Annotated in this window: 21 protein-coding genes; 3 read left to right on the forward strand and 18 right to left on the reverse strand. The window is 43.9% G+C overall.

The genetic code is table 11. From position 1 onward, the window contains the following. Positions 1-51 precede the first annotated feature (51 nt). The 9 genes from ACFVU8_RS07425 to ACFVU8_RS07465 all read right to left on the reverse strand — a co-directional run bounded on the left by ACFVU8_RS07425 (position 52) and on the right by ACFVU8_RS07465 (position 11,949). Positions 52-1,431 (reverse strand): GNAT family N-acetyltransferase, encoded by a 1,380-nt coding sequence (locus ACFVU8_RS07425; protein WP_387426582.1) that lies wholly within the window; start codon positions 1,429-1,431, stop codon positions 52-54. Between the two features lie 319 nt (positions 1,432-1,750). Further along, complete coding sequence (locus ACFVU8_RS07430) at positions 1,751-2,731, reverse strand: alpha/beta fold hydrolase (RefSeq protein WP_379466088.1); 981 nt, start codon at positions 2,729-2,731, stop codon at positions 1,751-1,753. 31 nt (positions 2,732-2,762) lie between these two features. Next, on the reverse strand, positions 2,763-3,746 hold the full coding sequence (locus ACFVU8_RS07435) for an alpha/beta fold hydrolase (protein WP_387426583.1): 984 nt from the start codon (positions 3,744-3,746) through the stop codon (positions 2,763-2,765). Between the two features lie 229 nt (positions 3,747-3,975). Beyond that, on the reverse strand, positions 3,976-5,343 hold the full coding sequence (locus ACFVU8_RS07440; protein WP_387426584.1) for a sensor histidine kinase: 1,368 nt from the start codon (positions 5,341-5,343) through the stop codon (positions 3,976-3,978). Then, positions 5,340-6,014, reverse strand: a complete 675-nt coding sequence (locus tag ACFVU8_RS07445) for a response regulator transcription factor (protein ID WP_387426586.1) — start codon at positions 6,012-6,014, stop codon at positions 5,340-5,342. The genes ACFVU8_RS07440 and ACFVU8_RS07445 overlap by 4 nt, the downstream gene beginning before the upstream one ends. Positions 6,015-6,097: 83 nt before the next feature. Further along, positions 6,098-8,323: a methyl-accepting chemotaxis protein gene (locus tag ACFVU8_RS07450; RefSeq protein ID WP_387426587.1), complete on the reverse strand. Its 2,226-nt coding sequence runs from the start codon at positions 8,321-8,323 to the stop codon at positions 6,098-6,100. 290 nt (positions 8,324-8,613) lie between these two features. Then, complete coding sequence (locus tag ACFVU8_RS07455) at positions 8,614-9,147, reverse strand: CueP family metal-binding protein (protein WP_387426589.1); 534 nt, start codon at positions 9,145-9,147, stop codon at positions 8,614-8,616. A gap of 215 nt (positions 9,148-9,362) precedes the next feature. Then, positions 9,363-10,598, reverse strand: a complete 1,236-nt coding sequence (locus ACFVU8_RS07460; RefSeq protein WP_387426590.1) for an MFS transporter — start codon at positions 10,596-10,598, stop codon at positions 9,363-9,365. Between the two features lie 298 nt (positions 10,599-10,896). Further along, positions 10,897-11,949 (reverse strand): 2,3-butanediol dehydrogenase, encoded by a 1,053-nt coding sequence (locus ACFVU8_RS07465; protein ID WP_379466095.1) that lies wholly within the window; start codon positions 11,947-11,949, stop codon positions 10,897-10,899. Between the two features lie 348 nt (positions 11,950-12,297). On the opposite strand from ACFVU8_RS07465, the gene ACFVU8_RS07470 reads away from it, so the two are divergent. Both ACFVU8_RS07470 and ACFVU8_RS07475 read left to right on the forward strand, forming a co-directional pair. Continuing rightward, the gene (locus ACFVU8_RS07470) at positions 12,298-13,323 is read left to right on the forward strand and encodes a LacI family DNA-binding transcriptional regulator (RefSeq protein ID WP_387426591.1); all 1,026 of its coding nucleotides are present in this window, start codon (positions 12,298-12,300) and stop codon (positions 13,321-13,323) included. 92 nt (positions 13,324-13,415) lie between these two features. Then, the gene (locus ACFVU8_RS07475; RefSeq protein ID WP_387426593.1) at positions 13,416-13,937 is read left to right on the forward strand and encodes a dihydrofolate reductase family protein; all 522 of its coding nucleotides are present in this window, start codon (positions 13,416-13,418) and stop codon (positions 13,935-13,937) included. Positions 13,938-13,986: 49 nt separating this feature from the next. On the opposite strand, the gene ACFVU8_RS07480 is transcribed toward ACFVU8_RS07475, so the two are convergent. From ACFVU8_RS07480 to ACFVU8_RS07510, 7 genes are all read right to left on the reverse strand, one after another. Then, entirely contained in the window at positions 13,987-14,607 is a 621-nt protein-coding gene (locus tag ACFVU8_RS07480; protein ID WP_387426595.1) for a C39 family peptidase, read from the reverse strand. Positions 14,608-14,653: 46 nt separating this feature from the next. Further along, positions 14,654-14,926, reverse strand: a complete 273-nt coding sequence (locus tag ACFVU8_RS07485; protein WP_387426596.1) for a hypothetical protein — start codon at positions 14,924-14,926, stop codon at positions 14,654-14,656. Between the two features lie 526 nt (positions 14,927-15,452). After that, on the reverse strand, positions 15,453-15,821 hold the full coding sequence (locus ACFVU8_RS07490; RefSeq protein ID WP_387426598.1) for a VOC family protein: 369 nt from the start codon (positions 15,819-15,821) through the stop codon (positions 15,453-15,455). A 16-nt stretch (positions 15,822-15,837) separates the two neighbouring features. Next, positions 15,838-16,641, reverse strand: coding sequence for an ABC transporter permease (locus ACFVU8_RS07495; protein ID WP_387426599.1), 804 nt, complete (start codon positions 16,639-16,641; stop codon positions 15,838-15,840). Position 16,642: 1 nt separating this feature from the next. Further along, positions 16,643-17,452: an ABC transporter permease gene (locus ACFVU8_RS07500; RefSeq protein WP_387426601.1), complete on the reverse strand. Its 810-nt coding sequence runs from the start codon at positions 17,450-17,452 to the stop codon at positions 16,643-16,645. After that, a complete protein-coding gene (locus ACFVU8_RS07505; protein WP_387426603.1) occupies positions 17,449-18,471 on the reverse strand; it encodes an ABC transporter ATP-binding protein in 1,023 nt (340 codons plus the stop codon). Before ACFVU8_RS07505 ends, ACFVU8_RS07500 begins: the two co-directional genes overlap by 4 nt. Positions 18,472-18,588: 117 nt before the next feature. Next, positions 18,589-19,029: a GNAT family N-acetyltransferase gene (locus ACFVU8_RS07510; protein ID WP_387426604.1), complete on the reverse strand. Its 441-nt coding sequence runs from the start codon at positions 19,027-19,029 to the stop codon at positions 18,589-18,591. 163 nt (positions 19,030-19,192) lie between these two features. Here ACFVU8_RS07510 and ACFVU8_RS07515 point away from each other — a divergent pair, with 163 nt between their 5' ends. After that, entirely contained in the window at positions 19,193-20,233 is a 1,041-nt protein-coding gene (locus ACFVU8_RS07515) for an NAD(P)/FAD-dependent oxidoreductase (RefSeq protein ID WP_387426606.1), read from the forward strand. A gap of 236 nt (positions 20,234-20,469) precedes the next feature. Here ACFVU8_RS07515 and ACFVU8_RS07520 read toward each other — a convergent pair whose 3' ends face one another. Together ACFVU8_RS07520 and ACFVU8_RS07525 are read right to left on the reverse strand one after the other, a co-directional pair. Then, on the reverse strand, positions 20,470-20,982 hold the full coding sequence (locus ACFVU8_RS07520; protein ID WP_387426608.1) for a hypothetical protein: 513 nt from the start codon (positions 20,980-20,982) through the stop codon (positions 20,470-20,472). Between the two features lie 16 nt (positions 20,983-20,998). Continuing rightward, positions 20,999-21,886, reverse strand: a complete 888-nt coding sequence (locus tag ACFVU8_RS07525) for a M23 family metallopeptidase (RefSeq protein WP_387426610.1) — start codon at positions 21,884-21,886, stop codon at positions 20,999-21,001. Positions 21,887-21,987 lie beyond the last annotated feature (101 nt).

Below are 21,987 nucleotides of genomic sequence, written 5' to 3' on the forward strand. Positions count from 1 at the left end.
TCATTGGACGGTGGATTCTTTTATATACAATACCCTCAAGCTAAATACAGTCTATCGACTGTCCGCCATAAATCGTAATTCACGTATAACCTCACCTTCGTTACGGCTTATTTCTGCAAAACCCAGTGAGACATACATCCTAGAGGCTACCTCATTCTCAGCGCGATGACCCAGAATTATTTTGTCACAAGCGTGCTTTTCTTGGATCGTTCGTAGAAGCGCTCTCATACCTGCTGTTCCCAACCCCCGGTGTTGAAACTTATGATGGATCATATAGGCCATAATCCAATAAGCTCCATCCTCGGGATCGACAGCATAGACTGCCAACCCCACTAATTGTGCGTCAGAGTAAATAGCCAGCGGTGTAAAGCCACAATAAGCTGATTCTGCGAGCCAATAGACCGCGGGTACTGGAAACACTTCCTTCTGTTCTGCTGTTACCTCAAGCTGGGTGCAGGCATACCAATTACTATGATCGATTGGACTGAGTTGCACTCCACTGTATAATCGGTCACGCAGTCCATGGCGCGCCCTCTCTAGCTTCCCCTTAAGACTTACTGCCCACTCTGGTGAAGAATGGACTTCCATTCCCTCTACACTGCGGAGGAGCCGTGCATACTTATAAAGATCTGCAAACCTTTGGAAGAGCGGAAACGATTGGATAAAAAAATCCTCTAACGGCTTAATGGAACGATAGCCAGTTAGAAAATGCTCTATTTTCCGCTGACTATCATCATCTTCTTCATCCAGCAGATCTGAAATGGCCGATACAATATCCATTGCGTACCAGTGCACCATTGCATCATCAAAGTCGATGACACAGTACCGTGATTTCTCGGCCTCGTAGAAGATATTATCCGTCTCAAAGTCATAATGGATTAATCCCATATGTTCTGCATCGGTTGGAAGCTCCGAGAGCTGACGGCGCAAATATTCAAGCTCTTGAAGGGCTGCCTGTTCCCCGGGATCACGTTCTAACACAGCGGAGACAAATGTCAGTGCATCGTCCCAGCTTCTCCGGGATACCTCTTTAGAAGAATAGGATTGCGATAAAATATGCAAAGTAGCTAGCGACCTCCCCCACTCTTCGACCTGCTGATTCGTCATTTGCTCAAGCGGGAGATGGATTCCGCTCGCTTGTTCAAACACAACGCCGAAGTAGCTACCCTCACCAGTTACCGTTATCGTTTCGATATAGTTGCCGTTGACAGAAAGGATTGGAGCAACCGTCGAGTAATCTTCAGATCTTAGGTAATTCATAAAATCAAGCTCAGCTTGAATATTATCGATATTGTTGTCCTCTTCATGGACGAAACGAAGAAAATACGTTACAGCGTTTCTTTTAAACTCATAGATAAAATTGCTGCTTGCTCTCCAAAACTTCAACGTACCCATATCATGTTCCCAGTGCTGAATCAATTGTGTAGCCACGGAATCATCTGCTGTTCCCGGACCATATTTTTTAGCAACATCATATTATATCTGCCTCCCGTCGCCTAACGAGAGGTTCTTATTTTACCAATAATAACCTCTCACAGGCTCTTTTGTTGGATTCATTGTTTTCAAAACACCATCACTCCTTCTAGTTCTAGTAGGGATCATGAAAATCATATCTAGCCACCCTCATGTAATATTGTGGAATATTCCCCATCTGCTATCAAGGTATAGTATAAATAAACATATTCTATACAAAAAAGGATTCGTGCGGACACGAACCCTTTTGACTAGATGTATATTCTATTCATTCCGCTTATTTCGCTTGTTCCATGAATTCCTTAAAGCCTTCAGCGATTTCCTTATATTTCGTATGGTGCAAGTAATGACTTCCTGGCAATGGAACTACTTTTCCATGTACAGAGTCTTTGATTTGATCTTCATGCAGCTGTTGCCAGCCTTGGTTAGCGGTATTATTCGCATCGATAAAGAAGATTAGGGGCAGCTCTTTAGGGAATGTTAAACCCTTAGCTCCTTCAAAGTTAGAAGCGATATGCTGCATTTCGTCTAAGTTAGTGGAATTATTCGAGTTTTTATTCGAAATCAATCTCATTTGTTCTTTGGTTTGCTCATCATATGCTAATCCAGTATATGGATCACTGCCTACTTTCTTGATCAATCTTACCAGACCTGCTTTTTCAAGAAATGCGAACCCTTTAATTGGCAATTTAGCATCCATTCCAGCTTGTGTTGGAACACTGGTATCGACCCCGACAAATCCAGTTACTTCGTTTGGATACTTGTTCACATAAGCTATCCCGTAAATACCTGCAATAGAATGGCCTCCTAGTACATAGCGGTCAATATTAAGCTGCTGCAACGCTTCATGAACTTCGCTAATAATGTTCTCGGTGGTCCGCTCTTTTTTAGTTCCATCACTTAATCCATAACCGAAAGGCTCAACCGCTACAACTCTGTAATGTGAGGATAGCTCATCGATCAGCAGCTTGAAATCAAGCGCTGGCGATGCTGTTCCGTAACCCGGCAGCAGTACAACTGTTTCCTCGCCATCTCCTTGAATCATTACATTCATCTTTTTCCCGTCTACAGGCACTAACTGACCATAGGATTGTATTTTTGCAGTCTCCGACTTTGTACTAATAACGTTAACTGTAGATGTAACAACTAGAAAAAGCACAATTGCTACTGCTATAACGCCTACTGTTTTAAGAAAAATATTAAGCGCTTTTTTCATTTTCGGACCCATCTTCATTTTCATTATCTCCCCTTGTTTCACTGTAATTTTCCCGTTATGACAATATGAACTCCTATTTTATTTCTTTCATAAATTCATTTAAATTTTCTACGATATCTTTAGCATGAATACGATGTAAATAATGTCCTCCGTCAAATGTCATCACTTTTCCATGTACAGAATCTTTGACTTGCTTTTCATGCTCCGGGAGCCATCTGTCAGTTGCCGGATGATGCGCTTGTACAAAGAAAATAAGCGGAAGCTCTTTAGGGAAGGTCAATTCTTCAGCTGCCTTAAAATTAGAATACATACTTCCGGCTTCATTCATTGTGGTAGAATTATACATGTTTTTATTCGCAAACAATCTTAATTGTTCTTTTGTAGCATCATCAAATGGAAGTTCAGCAGTAGGGTCATCAACTAGCTTGCTATTCAATCTGATCACACCTGATTTTTTGAGCAGCTTTAAAACACTTATTGTTGATGAGCTAATCTCCTTCTCGCTTAGAGATGGAACACTACTATCAAGCCCGACAAATGCGCTTACTTCGTTTGGATATTTGTTCACATAATCCAATCCGTAAATGCCTGAAATAGAGTGACCCATTAGAATGTAACGGTCAATTTGAAGACGCTGTAAAGCTTCATGAATTTCACTTACAATATTCGCTGTGCTTCGTTCCTTTTCAGTTTGATCACTTAATCCATAACCGAAAGGCTCAAGTACAACGACTTTGTAGAAAGGCGATAGCTCTTCGATTAGCGATTTAAAATCCAGAACTGGTGATGCTGTCCCAAACCCTGGTAGCAGCACGACGGTTTCTTCACCTTCCCCTTGGATCAAAGCATTCATATGTTTTCCATCTACTGGAACTAACTGGCCATAGGGCACGATTTTCCCTTGCTCCGATTTGTTGCTAATAATATTAACTGTAAAAACAATGGCAAGAAAAAGGATTATTGCTATAATTACTGCTCCTATTATTTTAAGTAGAAGGACTAGTATTTTTCTTGTTTTCGACCTTTCCTTCGCGTTCTGTCCTTCTGGATTTTCCATTTGCGTTCTCTCCTTCTCGTTATGCTTATACCGCGTTGTCATAAACTGCCGCTTAGAGGATTTTATACTTGGAAAATGTACTCCCCGTGACGGCATTATGAACGGAGCATGAACAAACAAAAAAAATGCTACAGCGTCATCTGCAAGCAAGCTTGCACATAATGCCGTAGCATGAGGGATCTAGAGACCACCTATTTAGACTATACGTTGGTCACCCCTATAAGTCTGACTAATCTTCTGAGGTTGTGATTGGTAAAGTTATAATGAATGTCGTTCCTTGACCAGGTTCGCTTTCTACCCGGATGTCGCCATGATGAAGCGTTACGATCTGTTTAACGATGGCAAGCCCCATGCCGCTACCGTCATACTTACGGCTATGCGAACGATCGGCCTTGAAAAATCGCTCGAATATACGCTGCTGATCTTCCAGTGGAATTCCAATACCATGGTCTGATATTCGGACGGTTACGTTATTGCTATCTGTTTGAATACTGACATGAATAACACCGTTATCCTCGGAGAATTTGATGCCATTACCGAGTATGTTCGTCCATACCTGATTTAACAGGTCATAGTCCGCCGACAGGTTCACTGCCTTCAATTGAAGATCGAAGGTGATGTTGCGGGCCGCCCACTGAGGCTGGATCGCCACAATGACCCTTCTGATCTGTTCATCCAGACTGAACGTGGACAGCCGCAGTTGCTGTGACTGCGATTCAAGCACACTCAGCTTGAGCAGGCTATCGCTCATTTTGGACATTCGGGCGGCCTCAGCGATGATAATATCGAGATACCGGCGACGCTCATGCTCTGGGACGTCTACTTGCTTGAGTGCAATAGCATAACCAGATATCGAGGTGAGCGGCGATTGTACCTCGTGCGAGACGTTCGTTACGAACTCCCTGCGCATCTGCTCAAGCTGCTGTAGATCATGCATCATATCTTCAAAGCTGCGAGCCAAAGTACCCAGCTCATCCGTTTGCTTAATCTTCAGCTTCACGTTGAAATCTCCGGTTGCTACACGCCTGGTCGCTTTTGTCAGCTTCTTGATCGGTCTGACCAGGAACATGGCAGCAACCAGAATCAGTAGGCTTCCTGCGATCAAAGCATAGGTCAATAAATTTAATATCAGCTTTCTGTTAAAAGAAATTGTCGAGGGAGTGAGCATCTCCACAAACAGCGCTTTCGTTCCCATTTCCGTTTTCAACGGCATTCCTAAAAGATTAGTGGTAGCGCCAAAAAAATGAAGTTGAATCACTTCTCCGTGGAGCACTTTTTTCACTTGTTCCCTTGTCACAGTGACAGGATTGTGTTCGCTACGCGCTCCGTAAGACTTGAACTGTCCTGTGTCATCGTAAATTCGAATATGATAGGAATCGAGTTGCTTCATTCCACTTACAAAAACGTCGGCTTCATGCAACGGAATTGTATTGTAGAGCCGAACGATATCCTGCGCAAAGTTACGCAAGGGAATCTGCGCGTTTTCGTTCACTTGACCTCTAAATACCCAGGTTGCCACCAACAAAGCAATGAGTGAGCCTCCGACCACAGAGACTAGGAATGTCAGGACAACGCGTGTATAGATGGATCTGATCATTCATACACCTCGAGCCGGTAGCCAAGACCACGTACCGTCTCGATCCGAAACTCATGCGTAGTCGCAAACCGTTCACGCAGGCGTTTAATATGTACGTCTATCGTTCGATCATCGCCAGTGTAATCAAGACCCCAGATTTGATCGATCAATTGCTCACGTGTATAGACCTGTCCGGGTGTTCCAGCCAGCTTATACAGCAATTCGAACTCCTTGAGCGGTAATGCAAGCGCCTCCGACCCTTTCATCACCTTATAGGTCTGCCTGTCAAGGGTGACGTCGCCGAAATGGATTGTCTGCGTGGAACCAATCCGGTATCGTTTCAGCAATGACCTGACACGAACCGTCAACTCTAGCGGATCGAAGGGTTTGGTCAAATAATCATCCGTACCAAGCTCGAAGCCTTTCACTTTCTCCCATGTTTCACCACGCGCAGTTAGCATAAGTAACGGAAGGTCAGGATTGGCTCTTCGCAGCTCCTTGCATAACGTCCAACCATCCATAATCGGCATCATAATATCAAGCACGACAAGATCGATAGGTGCTGAAGCATAGACACTCAGTGCTTCCTTACCGTCCGCCGCTTCGGCTGTTTCAAATCCGTCATTACGAAGAAATAAACAGACAAGTTCGCGAATGTTCGCATCATCGTCAGCAACCAGTATAGTAGGCATTCGTTCCCTCTTTTCTTGTTGTCCATCCTAACCACTATACTATAAATCAGTTGCTAATGCCTAAATTACAAGCCCTGCATCATCTAATTTCTCCTGATTTCCTTTAACCTGAACTGCCCAATGAGTTGTTGCAAAAATTCACCGATAACCTCTACATATTGAGCGCTTTGCTGTACATGTACATAATCGTTCCTTAGGGCTGCCAGCTTCTGTTCGACCTCGGCGGAAATATTCCGGTTATCCATGCTGACGGCCGTGATCTCCTCCATCAATCGCACTACCCGTTCAACGACCTCGGATTTGGTAGCCTCCCGATCATTAGCCTGAATCAGCAGTTCGGTTGCTGCCGCAACCCTGACACTGCCCTCCTCCACGACCTGTGTAACCTCTGCCATGGATTGCTGCGCTCGCTCAGAACCGGCATAGATTTGACCGATGGTCCCCTGGATCTCCGCTACAGATTGACCTGTTGTCTCCGCCAGTTTACGGATTTCCGAAGCCACAACTGCAAACCCTCTTCCATGCTCTCCTACTCTTGCCGCTTCAATTGAAGCATTCAAGGCGAGCAGATTCGTCTGTGAAGATATTCTTTCAATAATCTGCAGAACATCCTCAATACTGCGCGTTGTGCCTACAAAAGAGTCCATGGTCTCATGTGTCGCTGATACCTGCTGGGTGATGTTAGCCATTTTATCTCCAATGTTCTCCACCTCTTGGCGGGCAACAAGGATCTGATCCGCAGCCTGTTGTTCAAGCACCTGCAGGGTTACGCGCATATCTCCTACGGCATCGCTGACAGCATCAAGATCCTGCAGTTGACGAAGGATGCTTTCCACCATGATTTCAATCCGTTCATTCACACGTTCAGTTGATTGTTCTGTCTCCGAAGTTGAAATGCTCAGCTGCCGCTGGCTCACCATCACATCATCTGCCGCATGCTTGACCTTCACCAGAATGCCTTCCTGCGAGTCAATCATACTGTTAATCCATTTGGCTGTATCCAACAGCTCGTCTCTCCCAAAGTCTTGCAGCGGGATTCTTTGCGTTAGATCACTGCTGCCTTCAGTACTACGCCGTATGAAGCGATTAAGTTGTCGTATGCGCCCCGTTTCCGGAAGAAGGCTTCTTCGGAGAATAATCTGCCAGCTAATCAACCCATATACCAGCACTGCTGCACCAATTATTGAAGCACTACCCAGCGCACCAACTTCTGTACTCCCTGTCAAAAATCCAGCAATCACTGCAACCAGAACAGTCATACCGAGCAATAGTGGCAGCATCGTTTTGGTGACATTCCAGCCAAGACTGCGGGTACGATAGACCTCCTCAAAGTCAGCCTCGCACATCATCCCCCATACATCGGGGCAATGAGGAAGCTGGAGCGTCACCCCTTTGCCAATGACAGGAATGTGCCGGTAATCCGAATATCCGGGAAAAGAAACAAATAAATTGCTGCCGCTGTCAATCGTATTCGCCACGCCTGGATGAAGCTCGCCTGAAGCAGGATCGGTGAACATCAGCTCCAACTCCGTATGCTTGTCCACCTTGACTGTACCCCAGCGGGTCGTCACACCATCCTTCAGATTCTCGCCATGTGTGAACGTGCGGTCCTCAAATCGGCTGCGGGATAACGCAGTACCTGGTTTAATCTCACTTTGCAGGCGCGGCCCGGCCATAAAAAGATAATGGTCGCCTGAATCAGGATAAATATGTCCCGACTCCCGCTGAATCAGATCCCCAATCACATCATTAGGCACACGTCCACACAAGAAACCTTCGATTTGCCCCTGTTTTTCAATTGGTAAAATAAATAATAATGTCATTTCATCAAAAAAGGATGAGGTGCTTGGTCCGGCTTGCAGGGTAACTGGATCAGCATACGGCCCGAATAAGCATTTTTGTCCCTCCACACCCTCGGAAGCATATTGCAACCCCTTGCGAATTACACTCTCTTCTCCATACTGCATTCCCCGATGTGCGGGAAAAGTGGTCGAGATTACCGCACCCTCTTTGCTCAGTACAAAAATCTCCGAAAAGTCTGCCGCTCTGCCACGCGTAGCAACAAATAAGGATTCCCATGTCGAATAGTCATGCCCCTCAGGAAAACGAGACTCTCCCTGAAGCATCCGTAATTGCTCATGCAACCGGCTTAAGTAACCCCAATACAATTCAGCCCAATTATGTAATATCTCTTTCCTTGTTTCTGCAATTCCTTCAAAGATATCGGCAATATCAGACTCCAAGTTCCGGTTCAGCCGATTTGACCACCATAGCGGTAAACCTGTTTTCCATCCCAGCCAACTAAACATGACATCCCCTCCTCTTAAATCACCGCTTCCAATGTGAGTTTTCATCACTTTGACTCTTTATTTTTTTGTAAAACAAAGAATAAGGAAGCTTAAATCCCCCACTTTAATGAATTAATGCGTTCGTGTAGTCAATAGTAACATAATGACGTAATAATTCATACGTGAATTTTGTATATTTTTAACTATATGAATAAAAAAGAGACACACTGCAGTATTCGCAATGTGTCCTGAGCAAGATATTAACCTATCTCGATGAAGCAAAGTTCATGTCGCTTTTAAAATGATCGCCTTTAACTTAATTGCAGCGTTGTAACACAAGTATTATCGTTCTCAAATGTGGAAATTACCGACTCTGCAGTCTTCCCCTCACGCTCCACGATGATATGGTATGATTTATCACGCGGCAGCCACAGATCAATAAATCCGTTAGACTGGGATTTCATTGCAGTCTTCTCAATCACTGAATTCCCCTCTGAGTCGTTGATCGTCACATTGAACTCTTGATCCGTCAATTCACCTTGGCAGCCGGTCAAGCTATGGATCGCACAAGGATGCGTTTGTTCTATGTAGGGGGCAATCGATAGAAAGAATTCGTTATCCGGCAGATCATAGGCTACTTCCTTAGCGTCTTCGCCTGTTACGATCAGTTGCTTCGAAGTGATTGATGCCGACGTCGCCGTTACTTTGCGCGTGCTGAGTTCTTGCACCATTTGCTTAATATCTGCAGTTTCATGATTACTTTTGTTCCCGGCATTACTCGCAAATAGATACGTCCCCAATGCGATAACAGCCACACCAGCGACCGCCAAGGTTTTCCATCTCATCTTGAATTCATCCCCTTGTCTGTTTTTACCATTATAATCTAGATCCTCTGCTTATGGACAGGTTGAAACCCCTTTAGACACCGTATTATCATAATTTTCTTCAGTATATGGCATCATCAGAAGAAGGCTTATCCTTCAGGAGCGGATGTACAATCAAAAAAGTCCGCATCGGAAGACGCGAACTTTTAGCATAGACACCAATCAGAGTAGGTAGTTTACACACTTACTTGCGTTCTCTTATATAAAACCGGTATTGCTGCTGCTATTAGGATGATACCCATAAAAGCAGGTGCGGCATGACCAAGTAACACGTAGATTTGACCTCCAATGATCGGCCCAATCATTCTTGCTAAAGCCTGAATAGATTGGCTGCCTCCTTGAACCCTTCCTTGCTCACTAGAATCGACAGACTTGGAGAGCATCCCATTGAACGAAGGCCCAAAGATCGAATCACCAAATCCGAATATAAACATTCCAACGATAAAGAGAGGATAGAATGAGAACAAGGCAGATGCTGCAATTAGACAGTAGCCTATAATCTCCGAAACCATTCCAAGAATGGCTATCTGTTTATCATTAAATTTCTTCAAAAGCTGCGGCATTACCAGGCCTTGTGAAACGATGTCTTGAACGCCCATAATTGAGAACATAAGACCGATTATTGCAGGCTTCCAACTGAATGTATCCATTGAAAATTGTGAAAAAACTGCCTGTAGAGATCCGTTAGGGATCCAAAGTAAAAACGCTGAGATAAGTAGTCTGTTTAAGTTTTTCATGGAAAGCAGGTTTGCAAGCTGTGCAAATGGATTCAGTCTTACAAAGGTTATCTTTTTCAGTCTATTACGCTTATCAAGGCTCTCAGGCATAAAAAAGAATCCATAAGCAACATTCAATAAAGTGATGACTGCCCCAAAATACATGGGTACAGAATAACCCAACTTGGCCAGAAAGCCACCTAGCGTTGGGCCTATGACGGTACCTACACCTACAACCGCACTCACCCATCCAAAGTATTTGGTTCTCTGCTGCGGAGGAATGATGTCTGCAAAATAAGCGAAGATCGTGCTTATGCTCCCGCCTGTTATCCCCTCTATGATGCGCCCGACAAATAGCACCCAAAGAGCTCCTCCTATACCAAAAACGATGTACCCGATTGCGGAACCCAATAGGCATAGTAAAAGTAATGGACGGCGGCCATATCTATCACTTAAAGCTCCAAGTACAGGAGCCGCAAAAAACACGCAAAATGCGTAAGCAGAGGTCAGCAGCGTAACAACTATAGCTTGTTGACCCGGATTACTAATATAAGGTTGCACTAAGAATGGAACGACAGGCGCTATGATACTGAAGCCTACCCCACAAAGAAATACAGAGATAAGACCGAATATTAAAGCGTGTTTATCAACGGTTGGTTCTACATTCTGCTCATTGTGTGATCTAGATTTGAACATGTAATTCTCCCCTTAGGAGTTGTGAGTTTGATTCCTTGGAAACATTTATATCTTATTTCACTTTTGTTTCCTTGTCAACAAATAAGTATTGATAAAAAAGGCAGCCCACCCCTACTAGAGGCTGGCTGCCTGTGGTTTCATATTCATTATTTAAAATCCATTTAGATTTTTTTCCTTTAAATTATTGGTGGCCCGAATTATCCACTTCGGATCAACGTTTCTCAAAGTACGAGCTGCCCACGCAAAAACGCCGCCTTAGTCTCACTAAGGCGGCGTTTTGTTATAGGATAACTTTCCGTTAAGGTCTCGGAGAAACCATGATTTTCACTTGGTTTTTCTCTTTTAACAAGGTCTCAAAACCTTCCTCCACAATATCACCCAGCGCAATACGTTTGGTAATCAGCTTTTCCGCTGGGAAATAGCCTTGGCCCATCAAGCTGATCACCGCCGGGAATACATCCCGGTATCCGATAATGCCCGCAATGTTTCTCTCCTGCATGACGATCTGGTTCGGATGAATGGATGCTTCCCGTTCGAAGATACTGACAATCATAATTTGTCCACCGATACCGGTAGATTGAATCGCTTGTGTCAGTACGACCGGAACCCCTGTAACCTCATAAGCCACATCTACTCCACCGTTAGTCAGCTTGATAATTTCCTGAACAGCATCCTTCTCAGCTGGGTTAATACCTATCGCACCAAGCTCTTCCGCCTTGTTTCGGCGTTCTTCCGACAGCTCAACGGCATAAATCTCGGAAGCGCCAGATGCTTTAAGTGCCTCTATAACAAGCAGCCCGATTGGTCCTGTACCAAATACGGCTGCACGATCTCCAACTTTGAATTGACTGGAACGAACAGCGTACAGCGCAACAGCAGAAGGTTCGACTAGCGCGCCCTGTTCATAGGATAAGCTACTCGGAATCTTGTGCACCATATTTACATCAACAGCCACGTATTCAGAGAAGCCTCCACCTCCACCGGCCAGACCGAGGAATCCCATTTTATCGCACAGATTGTATTTACCCTGTTTGCAGGCAGCACATTTTCCGCACGCAAAGATAGGCTCAACCACTACCCGATCACCGATCTGTAAGGATGATACCCCTTCTCCAACTTCGACAATCTGACCCGAAAACTCATGTCCCATGACGATTGGAGCTTGTTCATTCGTTAACGGATGAGGCGCTCCTTCCGGGATGAAGATCGGCCCTGCCGCGTATTCATGCAAATCACTACCGCAAATGCCGCAGGCTTCCACTTTGATTTTAACTTGACCTTTCTGAACCTCGGGCTCACGAATCGTTTCTACGCGTAAGTCCTTCACACCATGCCATCTGAGCGCTTGCATGTGAGTCATCTCCTATACACTTGTTTAATGAATGAGTTAAGTAAAATTCTTAACAAAACCGGAAACGTTTCCGATAAATATCATGTCACAAATTGTTCAAAGTGTCAACCTATCCATATAAGACAAACTAAAGATCCGAACGTAAATACCGATCATCATTGCGGCGATATTTGGACTTCCGGTCACTGTTGTCGCCTTTTTGTTAATTTCTTTTATTCGTCTTATACTGTAATTGAAATTTCTGTATACAAGTCATAATCCTCGGTACTGCCAGCTATGCTATAATAAAAATAAGAAATGAAATAATCAATATAGATTCGGAAACGATTCCGAGTTGGAAGGAATAATATGACTGATCCAAAAAAAGTGACGATCGCAGATGTCGCGAAAAAAGCAGGCGTAGGCATTGCCACCGTCTCCCGTGCACTTAACAATCAGGAAGGAATCAGCGCAGCGACGAAGGAGCGGATCCTTGAGATCATTAAAGAGATGGGTTTTAGTCCGAACACCTCGGCCCAAAGCCTCAAAATCCGTCAGACCTCTCAGATCGCACTTGCGGTTCCGGATATCCGCAACGCAATCATTCCGGATATAGCGTGGGCCGTAGAACAAGCTGCCAAGCAGCATGGGTACCGGGTGGTGCAGATTAATACCCTTGGTAATGCAAGACTGGAGCTAGAGACGCTGCGCGAGATTAAGAAGCTTCATGTAGATGGATTAGTCATTATGCCCCTGGCCTATCCTAAACAGCTGGAGAGCCTAATTAATCATGCCAATCTACCCATATCCGTTATCAATTATAGTAAAAAACTCAGTCCAGACTTGAAGGCTGATGTAGTTGGTCTATCTCGTCAGGAAGGTCGCCTGGTCATGGAGCATTTGAAGGGGATCGGGAGAACAAGGATTGCTTACGCCGGCGCACCGAAGGACAAAATAGAAGAGCGTTATTTTGCCTATGAACAGTCTTTACCGCAGTTGGATGCTTCTCTTGTCTATTTTGGTGAGGATTTTTCATTTGAGACAGGTAGAATGGCGGCGAATTATTTTTACAGCCTTAAGCACATGCCGGATGCGATTTATGCTGTCAATGATATGATCGCTATCGGAATTGTTAATCGGTTCAAAGAGTTGGGTGTTCGAGTACCTGAGGATGTGGCCATTGCCGGGATCGACAATAACCTGTGGGCGACAGTGACCACACCGCAAATCACCTCGGTTTCTATTATGGGGAGTGAAGTAGGCCGGCTGGCGGCGGAATTGCTGCTGAAGCGGATTCAATCCGCAAGCGTGACGGAATATGAGCGTGTTGAATTTGAACCACGAATCATAGTCAGGGAATCCAGCGTAACAGCGAATTACTATACTTCCAATTAATCTCCTTTCACTCTTTTTAATATGACAGAGGATGACGTATATCACTGCTATGATGAAGTTGAATCTAATGTTTGAGGGGAGAAATGAAATTTATGAAACGACCAGTTGTACTATACATCGCAGCCTCACTAGACGGTTACATTGCGAGAGAAGATGGCGGAGTGGATTGGCTCAATGATGTCGAGGGGGAAGGCGACAATGGTTATAGCGATTTTTATAACACCATTGATACGGTCCTGATTGGCAAAAAAACCTATGATCAAACCTTTGAGCTAGCAGATGAATTCCCCTATGCTGATAAAAAATGTTACGTATTCTCCCGTTCCGAGCAACCGCCTAGCCCGCATGTTACCTTCATTCATGAAGATATGGCCGGCTTCGTGCACAAGCTAAAAGAACAGGACGGTGCCAAGATTTGGATCGTTGGCGGAGCTGAAGTACTCGATGTGCTTATGAAAGAAAAGCTTGTGGATGAATTCATAGTCACCATCACTCCAATTGTACTTGGCAATGGCATTCCACTCTTCAAAGGTGATAACCCAGAACAGAAACTCCTGCTTAAAGGGTCGAAATCACTAGGGGAATTCGTTGAGCTTCATTATGTTGTAAAATAGCAAATGCGAAAAACCGCCTCTCCCTTTTGGGTTGGGCGGTTCTTGTGTATTATTCGTTCATCCAAAAGGACATAAAGGCACCAGAAAATGATCTTTTAAAATCATCAATGGGTATAAAATGATTCTCCCAATTTAGCTCTGTACTAGATGATGGGTGATTTACAATAAAACCGTGCAGCTCCCCATTTTCTCTCACAGCTCCGACAACAACTATCAAATGACCGCCCTCTTTGATGATCTCGCCGTTACTGTCCATTTTTCCGCCATTAAAACCGGCAGTTACGGATGTAATACAAGGCCTATTCTTTTCTATCTCAGAAAGCACATCATTAACATTGCTTTGTCTAAATGCCTGACCCGATACTTTATATTCTTTTGCAAGCTCAACTAATCCTTTATGTATCCATCCTCGATCACAATGCGCTCCGATCTCTACTCCCCTATATACGAATTCCCCATAGGTCTCACTTAGTTTATTGCCTCGATAGATCTGAAATCCATCGATGATCATTTTGATAGATGCAATTCCGCAACCACGTACTTGCCAGTGTTCAGCATCCTGTTTACTTTTGAATCCTTGTAGATTAACATCATTAAAATCAACTAGCTGCGTGTAAAATGGAATAGGATACGTAATTTTTATGATCTCTTTTCGCTCGTTAGCTTTCATTAGATTGGCCCTCCAAAATAAATTATAGTTTGATAAGTGCTCCAGCCTACTTCGCACGCAGTGTCACTACTGAGATTTCCGGACGATTGTTAAGCCGCCAGCCAAATTCGGTACTGCCCAGACCGCGGTTGACGAGCATTTTGCTGTGCAAATCAGACAACTGGATGATACGAAAGCCTTCAAACTCGGCTGGAATTTTCTCAGAAGTGACAGTGTACGTTGTTTCTTGTAGCCAATTATTTTGACAGTAAAGATAGGCTGAACCTAAGAACAGCAGCAAGAGCAGGGCCAACACTCCACGCTTTGTCCAGCGTTTCATTATCAACCCCCCTCATGTAAAAGAACTCTTATTGGCTATTCTCTGAAAGAAACAAGCACCAACAGGCTGAACATTATCATATCGTATTACAAATGTAACATTATGTAAATCGATATTACTCATTGCTACTTTTGAAGAATAGCATGGATTTGGCGGATGAGTCTGATGCAACATACAAATAACGCCACTCCTCTGAAGGAGTGGCGCCAGACTGTTGAGAAAGTAGTGGTTTCGAGAAAATCCATTTAACCCTTGATTAATGGACCTATCTCGAAATCAGTATTACTTGCTTCTTGTTGCATCTGGTAACGGACTCCAGAGACGTTATGAGCAGAAATCCTGTGTGAAATCCACTGTTTTGGAGGAAATAGCGGCATCTGAGTCCGTTACATGTTCTAGAAGCTGCTTGTTGTGCAAATAACGACGATAGGGTCCGTTAGCCCCAGGCATAAGTTTCAACCTTCGTGTGGCGTTTTTTTGTTTTTGTGCACTCGTTGTCTCGCAAACACCCCGTATTAATAATCTATTAATTATACTGTAAAGCACCCCATAGATTTCCCTCTGGATCATAAAATTTGAGTACCCAGGCAAAACCGTCATCTTGATATAGCTGGATGCGGGTATTGAGTGTTACCAAATGTTCATGCAGCTCATGAATCTTCGTTGTTCGATATAACAACACGGGGAAATCTGTCCCGTCCACTGTAAAGTGCGCAAATGTTGAATCATCTTCGGTCTGCCATAGCATCAGAAGTGGCCCTTCCGGCAAGGTCAGGAACGCGATACGTTCCCCGTCCCGGCTGCTCAATTGAAACCCTAAGTTTTCAGTGTACCACAGGATGGCCCGGTCCAACTGCCGGACTGGAATCTGCACATGTTCTAATGACGTTAACATGATTTATCCGCCCCTCTCAACTCCCCGTGCCCTGATATTGGTTCAGCCCCGCATTCCATACCCGATAAGCGATGAAGAACAGGAGAAGACCGATGATCGGAGTGGTATACGGAAGCCATGATGCGAACAGCGAGCCTCCCTCCTTATTCAGGATTAGATGGGATGGATAGAAATTGACGAAGCCATAAGGAATGACAAAAGTTAATAGGATCCGCATAATCTTGTTATAGATTGAAATGGGATAATCGACAAAGCCGCGAATTCCGAAAATCACAATATTCTTAACCGACCTCGCGCGAACAATCCAGAAGCACATCGAACCAGTAATGATAATAAAAGAAGCTTGAACGAGTACCGCTCCCAGCAGCATGACGACAAAGCTAAGATAAGAACTCCAATGAAGATGGATATTCAGGTGGCTGAAGCAGACACCCAGCATGATTACCGCGATGGCAATGTCACCGAGAAAGAAATGACCAAAACTGCGAATGATCATATGGATGAAAGGATTGATCGGTTTGACTAGCAGACTATCAAAAGAGCCTTTATGCACATCATCTTCAACATCATTCATTTGAAAAAAGAAAAAGATAGCCGCTACCGCATAGGTGAGCATATTAAGGGTGTACAGCATCATGACCTCATACATATTCCAACCGTTTATGGTCTGAAACCGGCTCATTAACGCCCAAATCACGGTATAGCTGACCACATGCGTAAGTGCAAATCCGATAAAGTCCATATAAAAGCCGAAGCCGTGCTCTGTTTTGCTTTTGAAGTAAATAGGAATAAACCGCGCGTAGAGTTTCAGGTATCTCATCTTAGCCTCCCTGGACGACAAGCTTGTGAACAGCTCGCGACCACATCCATTTTTGCAACAACAAAAAACCGGCCATCCAGGCTAATTGCTGAAGAACGATGGCAAGCAGATCGTACCAGCCTGTGACTTTTCCCAAGTATACAGAGATTGGTTCATAGTAGATGAGACGAAATGGAAGGATGTAAGAAATCTGCACAAGCGAGTCCGAGAAAAACCAGATTGGAATAAAAGCGCCCGAAAATAGCCGGATTAGCCCGCCCAGCACCGTGTTCACCTGCCAAACGAGAATATACCAGAAAGCGATAAGCCCAATCGTATACGTAATCAGGAAATTAAGAATTAAGCCATTGAAGACGAGAATTAGAAAGATGAGGCCGTTAGCCAGCGAGGGGAGCTGTACGTGGAAGATTGACATGCTGATAATGACTAACGGTATTAATTCAAATAAGATACGGTACATGTTCGTGCCCAAAGCCTGACAGAAAATGACGGAGCGAAAGCTCATCGGCTTAATGAGATCCATTGCAATTTCGCCCGACGATACTTTCGAGCTTACACTAAAAATCACGTCATTTGTGGCAAACACCGAGATCACTGAGCTGACCACAACATAGGTGATCATTTCCTGTAGACTAACTGTACCGGCTTGTGAGCTCAACAGATTATTATCTCCAAACAAAGCGTACCAAATATAGATTTGCACGAGGACTTTAAATAGCTGCCCAAACAGGTAGAGCAGTACCTCAGCGCGAAAAGCAAGCAATGAACGGAAGGCGTTCAGCGTCATTTCCCGATAAAGTGCAATTCTCATACGGTCACTTCCTGCCGCTTGGGCTCTTCCTGACTAAAGCCGGCATACAGATTTCGAATGATCTCTTCGATCTCCGTTTCCTTGACCTTGAAATCACGAACGGAATAGCGATCCATAATCCATTTGATCACCGCGGATGAATTAATTTTATTCTTATCATAAACAAGCTGGGTTCTAGCCTCTTCAGTCCGGTTGAACGAAATTCCCATTCGCAAGAGGGCATCATCCATGACAAAATCCTCTTCCGTATCCAGCTCCATGCTCTCCATGTTGCCGTAATCGTTCTTGAGCGTATGCAAGTTGCCGTCATACATTAGCCGGCCGTGATCGACGACCATAACGCGACTGCAGAGCTTCTCGATATCAGCCATATCATGGGTCGTTAAGATGACGGTGGTTCCTCTTTCCCGGTTAATCTGACGGATGAATTCGCGGATGCGTTCCTTTACCACAACATCGAGCCCAATCGTGGGTTCGTCGAGATAGACGATTTGTGGATCATGCAACAACGCCGCACACAGATCTGCGCGCATCCGCTGACCAAGGCTTAGCGAACGAACAGCAACATTTTTGAATTCCTCTAGTCCTAAGATGTCGCTGAATAAGGCCATGTTCTGCAGATAACGATCCTCCGGGATGTCATACATATATTTCGTCAGCCTAAGTGATTCGATAACTGGCGTATCCCACCATAGCTGGCTTTTCTGGCCGAATACAGCACCGATTCTCCGCGCATTTTCAATGCGGTTCTCGAACGGTACGAGTCCGTTTACAAGCACATTGCCGCTGGTCGGGACGAGGATGCCTACCATCATTTTGATCGTTGTCGATTTCCCAGCCCCGTTGGGCCCGATGTAACCTACAATCTCACCCTGATCAATCGTAAACGAAATGTCCTCGACCGCAACTTTCTGTTCATACTCCCGGTATACAAGACTTTTCATCAATGGCCAGAACCCGTCCTTGCGCTTTTGCCGTTTGAATTCTTTCCGCAGATGCTTGACTTGAATCAGTGGCATGGCTGACCTCCTCACGCAATATTTACCCAGTATAAAAGATGAAAGGAGCAAACTGTTAGATGGCATTCTTGTCTTTTGTAGTGTGGAATTAATGAACTATTTTCGATACAGGCAGGTTTATAATTTCTTCTTTAAGAAAAATTGCTTTATTCCATCCGGGTATTCATCATTCACAGCGAAAACTTCATAGCCCATCCGCTTATAAAACTCCGGTGCTTGATAAGTAAATGTGCAAGTATGCGCGAATATGCAGCCCAACTCTTTTCCTAGCCGCTCAGCTTCAGTGACCATGATCTTTCCATAACCTTTGCTCCGGTATTCATCGGCAATCCAAAAAACATCTAAATACAGACCACATAACCAGGTTTCGCAAAACAACCCACCGACGACATCGCCTGAGTCATCTTTGAGATATAAATTAATATCCTTACCCGGATTTTTGAGCAGCCCATTGGTCGCACGAACATTATATTCATAGAGGTTGTTACATACTTGGTCATAATCTGTGTCTTTGCCATCTGTTGTAATCTTGATATCGTCTAAAGCAATCTCTAACATATGTCTACCTCCAATAGAAATCTCTACATAATAATTAGGAAATTATACCATAATCAAGATTCACTCCATGCGTAGAAAATAATTAAAGCTAAAGAATCCTGTCTTGCTTAACTCCCCTCCTCAAAGGCCTATGTTACAATGGGGTGCAAAGGAGGAGTCATTATTGGATAAACAAAAAATCGTGATTATGGGCGCAGGGATTGTCGGGGCATCCGTGGCCTATCATCTAGCTAAACGAAATCAAGATGTAACCGTTATTGAACGACACCCCGCCGCGGCGCGTGAAGTCACGGAAAAATCTTTTGCCTGGATACATACGACTCATAAGGTGGCTCCCGAATACTGGCATTTGTACGATGCAGCTTTGGAAGAATATCATGCGCTTCAGCAAGAGCTGCCCGAACTGAAAATTCATTGGCATGGAGCGCTGACTTGGGGCACTCCGCCCCTAAGGGAGCAACCCCACTTTCAAAAATTAAACCGGGAGCAGCTTGAGGCATTGGAGCCGAATCTGCAGGAATATCCGGATGAAGCGATGTTTGTCAGCGAAGAAGGTGCGGTGGATCCTATTGGGGTTACGGAGCTGTTATTGAGCAAAGCGCGGGAGTACGGAGCAAAGGTTCAGTTCGATACCAACGTTACACAGCTGCAGCAAGAAGATTCCCGCCTGGTTGGCGTCCACACATCCAAGGGTTTTCTGGAATCGGATGTCTTGGTATTGGCCGCAGGTACAAGCATACCCGAGCTTTGCAACCCGTTAGGTTGTCCCGTCCCGGTAACCTCTTCGCCTTCCATTCTGATTCAAATGAAAACACCGAATAAACTGATACGCACATTAATCTCAAATGCGCAATTTGAAGCGCGTCAACTGACAGATCATACGCTACTGGCTGCGGAAGATTATATCGACGAGTCGGAGGAAAACGGACCAGAGGCGGTCGGTAAGCGGGCGTTCGACACGTTGCGTCGCAGTCTGAAGGACGGGAATCAACTGGAACTGGAGAGCATAAAGGTCGGGATGAGACCAATGCCTGAAGACGGCTACCCGATCGTGGGCTTTCAAGATCACATAAAGGGACTTTATCTGGCGGTGATGCATTCTGCTATTACGCTGGCGCCCCTGATTGCACGTCTGGCCGCAAGTGAAATCATCGAGCGGGAACCAAGAGGTGAATTAGATCATTGTCGACTCTCGCGATTTTAAGACCACTTGAGGAATGTCCCGCTGTTGACCTCGATACTCCTGAGCACAACACAAAAGAGTACATCGCCACATGAGCGATGTACTCCCAATTAAAACACTTTACACCTGCTTAAGCCTTCTACTCTACCCCAGTCGCAATCGGGTTCTCACTGTAAGAAATCCAACCACCCTAGTAAAGATATAACTTAGGATATGGTTCTTCAATACTCATCCATATTTTTTCAATTTTTTGAGTTTTATGATTCCGCTATGATCTCCTTTACTTTTGATTCAAAAACATCCCATTTAGTATCATATCCTACATTATAGTTCCACCCGCTTGAACGAAGCTTCTCCCCTAAATAAATGTAATTGGTTCGTTGCTTATCGGTTAAGCTAACCGATAGGGTTTCATCACTAACCTTGAACTCTTTCAAGTAATCATGTAACTTCCAAAGAATAGCTTCCTTATCATCATCTTTTTCCATTCCCATATGTAAGATAACTGAATCAATCGCATCATCTAATTTTTGAGTAACAAGAGGTTCGGTATCCCAATTATTATCTATTTGATGCTGTATAGTTGCTTCTAATTGGGTTAGATCTCGGTAAATATTTGCATTTAATAACTCATATTTTAATTCTTGTCTTTTGTTGTCACGCTTATGATTCATAAATAAAGTCACATTGCCCATTAGTGATACTACTAAAATTACTTTAATCCACTCTAATTTCCTCATATTTTCTCCTATCGTTTTCCCCACATTCATATAGTTAAGAGCTCCATTACTTAGTATGGGGAACTAAAATATCACCCTTCTCTGGCATAGGCTTTCCGTCGATATCTCTAAAGTATAACGGTAATCCTTCGGCAAAAATAGGCATTAAAGCTTTGGTTGGATCTTGACGCTGATGATGAATATGCAAATGTGGTTCAGAGGTAGATCCGCTATTACCTACAAATCCAATCAAGTCGCCAGGATTCACATGTTCACCCACTTTTACCGTTACGCTATCCTTTTTCAAATGGTTAAGAAGTAAGTATGTGCCGGTTTCTTCTATTTTTATATAAACATGGTTCCCTTCAGTTGATATAAAATCCTCTGTATTAGGCATAATATCATCTTCATCATCAAAAGCCGCAACTACTACGCCGGAAACGGGGGATATCACTTCAACATTCCATATGCCATAATCCTCAAGCACTGGACTATCGGAATTATAGGGTTCAATCAATATATCATATGCCCATCGTTCAGATGCCCATATGACATGAGGCAAGTTGCTTTCAACTGTATCTCCTCCCCAACCAACAACGCTCTTTTCTTTAATCGGCCATACTATCGTTACAGATGGGTTGGTTTTATTGATACTTGCAGGATAAGCAAATTTTATAACATTCAAGGTAAGAAGAATCGGAAACAATAAAACCGTGCATAACGCAAGCGATATCGCGCCACGAAAAATCCGCTTCTTTTTTATAGATAGAATGATAACAATTAAAATACTAACAATTAAACCAAGTAAGCCTGCAAAAGGTAAATACATCTTTAATAATCCCCATGAGACAGCACCAAATAAGCCTTGGACAAAAAACACACAACTCCATAATATACCTATAATTAAAGCAGTAAAAATATTAAAGATTCCTAGACTTTTAATTACTTTTCTCACAAATCATTTCCACCTCTATTTAATAATATTTAGTTCTATTTGATAATATTCTCTCTAGAAGTAATTACTATATTGTAAAATCATACCACAAGAGAAGCTTA

This window comes from Paenibacillus sp. NPDC058177 (genome assembly GCF_042883835.1).
Lineage (GTDB): Bacteria > Bacillota > Bacilli > Paenibacillales > Paenibacillaceae > Paenibacillus_AQ > Paenibacillus_AQ agri.

What these genes read in the sequence shown, in the direction of transcription:
- ACFVU8_RS07505 (WP_387426603.1), bottom strand. Translation starts at nt 18,471, where the DNA reads ATGCCACTGATTCAAGTCAAGCATCTGCGGAAAGAATTCAAACGGCAA.
- ACFVU8_RS07480 (WP_387426595.1), bottom strand. Translation starts at nt 14,607, where the DNA reads ATGAAAGCTAACGAGCGAAAAGAGATCATAAAAATTACGTATCCTATT.
- ACFVU8_RS07460 (WP_387426590.1), bottom strand. Translation starts at nt 10,598, where the DNA reads ATGTTCAAATCTAGATCACACAATGAGCAGAATGTAGAACCAACCGTT.
- ACFVU8_RS07470 (WP_387426591.1), top strand. Translation starts at nt 12,298, where the DNA reads ATGACTGATCCAAAAAAAGTGACGATCGCAGATGTCGCGAAAAAAGCA.
- ACFVU8_RS07495 (WP_387426599.1), bottom strand. Translation starts at nt 16,641, where the DNA reads ATGAGATACCTGAAACTCTACGCGCGGTTTATTCCTATTTACTTCAAA.
- ACFVU8_RS07455 (WP_387426589.1), bottom strand. Translation starts at nt 9,147, where the DNA reads ATGAGATGGAAAACCTTGGCGGTCGCTGGTGTGGCTGTTATCGCATTG.
- ACFVU8_RS07520 (WP_387426608.1), bottom strand. Translation starts at nt 20,982, where the DNA reads ATGAATGTGGGGAAAACGATAGGAGAAAATATGAGGAAATTAGAGTGG.
- ACFVU8_RS07440 (WP_387426584.1), bottom strand. Translation starts at nt 5,343, where the DNA reads ATGATCAGATCCATCTATACACGCGTTGTCCTGACATTCCTAGTCTCT.
- ACFVU8_RS07435 (WP_387426583.1), bottom strand. Translation starts at nt 3,746, where the DNA reads ATGGAAAATCCAGAAGGACAGAACGCGAAGGAAAGGTCGAAAACAAGA.
- ACFVU8_RS07510 (WP_387426604.1), bottom strand. Translation starts at nt 19,029, where the DNA reads ATGTTAGAGATTGCTTTAGACGATATCAAGATTACAACAGATGGCAAA.
- ACFVU8_RS07445 (WP_387426586.1), bottom strand. Translation starts at nt 6,014, where the DNA reads ATGCCTACTATACTGGTTGCTGACGATGATGCGAACATTCGCGAACTT.
- ACFVU8_RS07490 (WP_387426598.1), bottom strand. Translation starts at nt 15,821, where the DNA reads ATGTTAACGTCATTAGAACATGTGCAGATTCCAGTCCGGCAGTTGGAC.
- ACFVU8_RS07485 (WP_387426596.1), bottom strand. Translation starts at nt 14,926, where the DNA reads ATGAAACGCTGGACAAAGCGTGGAGTGTTGGCCCTGCTCTTGCTGCTG.
- ACFVU8_RS07475 (WP_387426593.1), top strand. Translation starts at nt 13,416, where the DNA reads ATGAAACGACCAGTTGTACTATACATCGCAGCCTCACTAGACGGTTAC.
- ACFVU8_RS07500 (WP_387426601.1), bottom strand. Translation starts at nt 17,452, where the DNA reads ATGAGAATTGCACTTTATCGGGAAATGACGCTGAACGCCTTCCGTTCA.
- ACFVU8_RS07450 (WP_387426587.1), bottom strand. Translation starts at nt 8,323, where the DNA reads ATGTTTAGTTGGCTGGGATGGAAAACAGGTTTACCGCTATGGTGGTCA.
- ACFVU8_RS07465 (WP_379466095.1), bottom strand. Translation starts at nt 11,949, where the DNA reads ATGCAAGCGCTCAGATGGCATGGTGTGAAGGACTTACGCGTAGAAACG.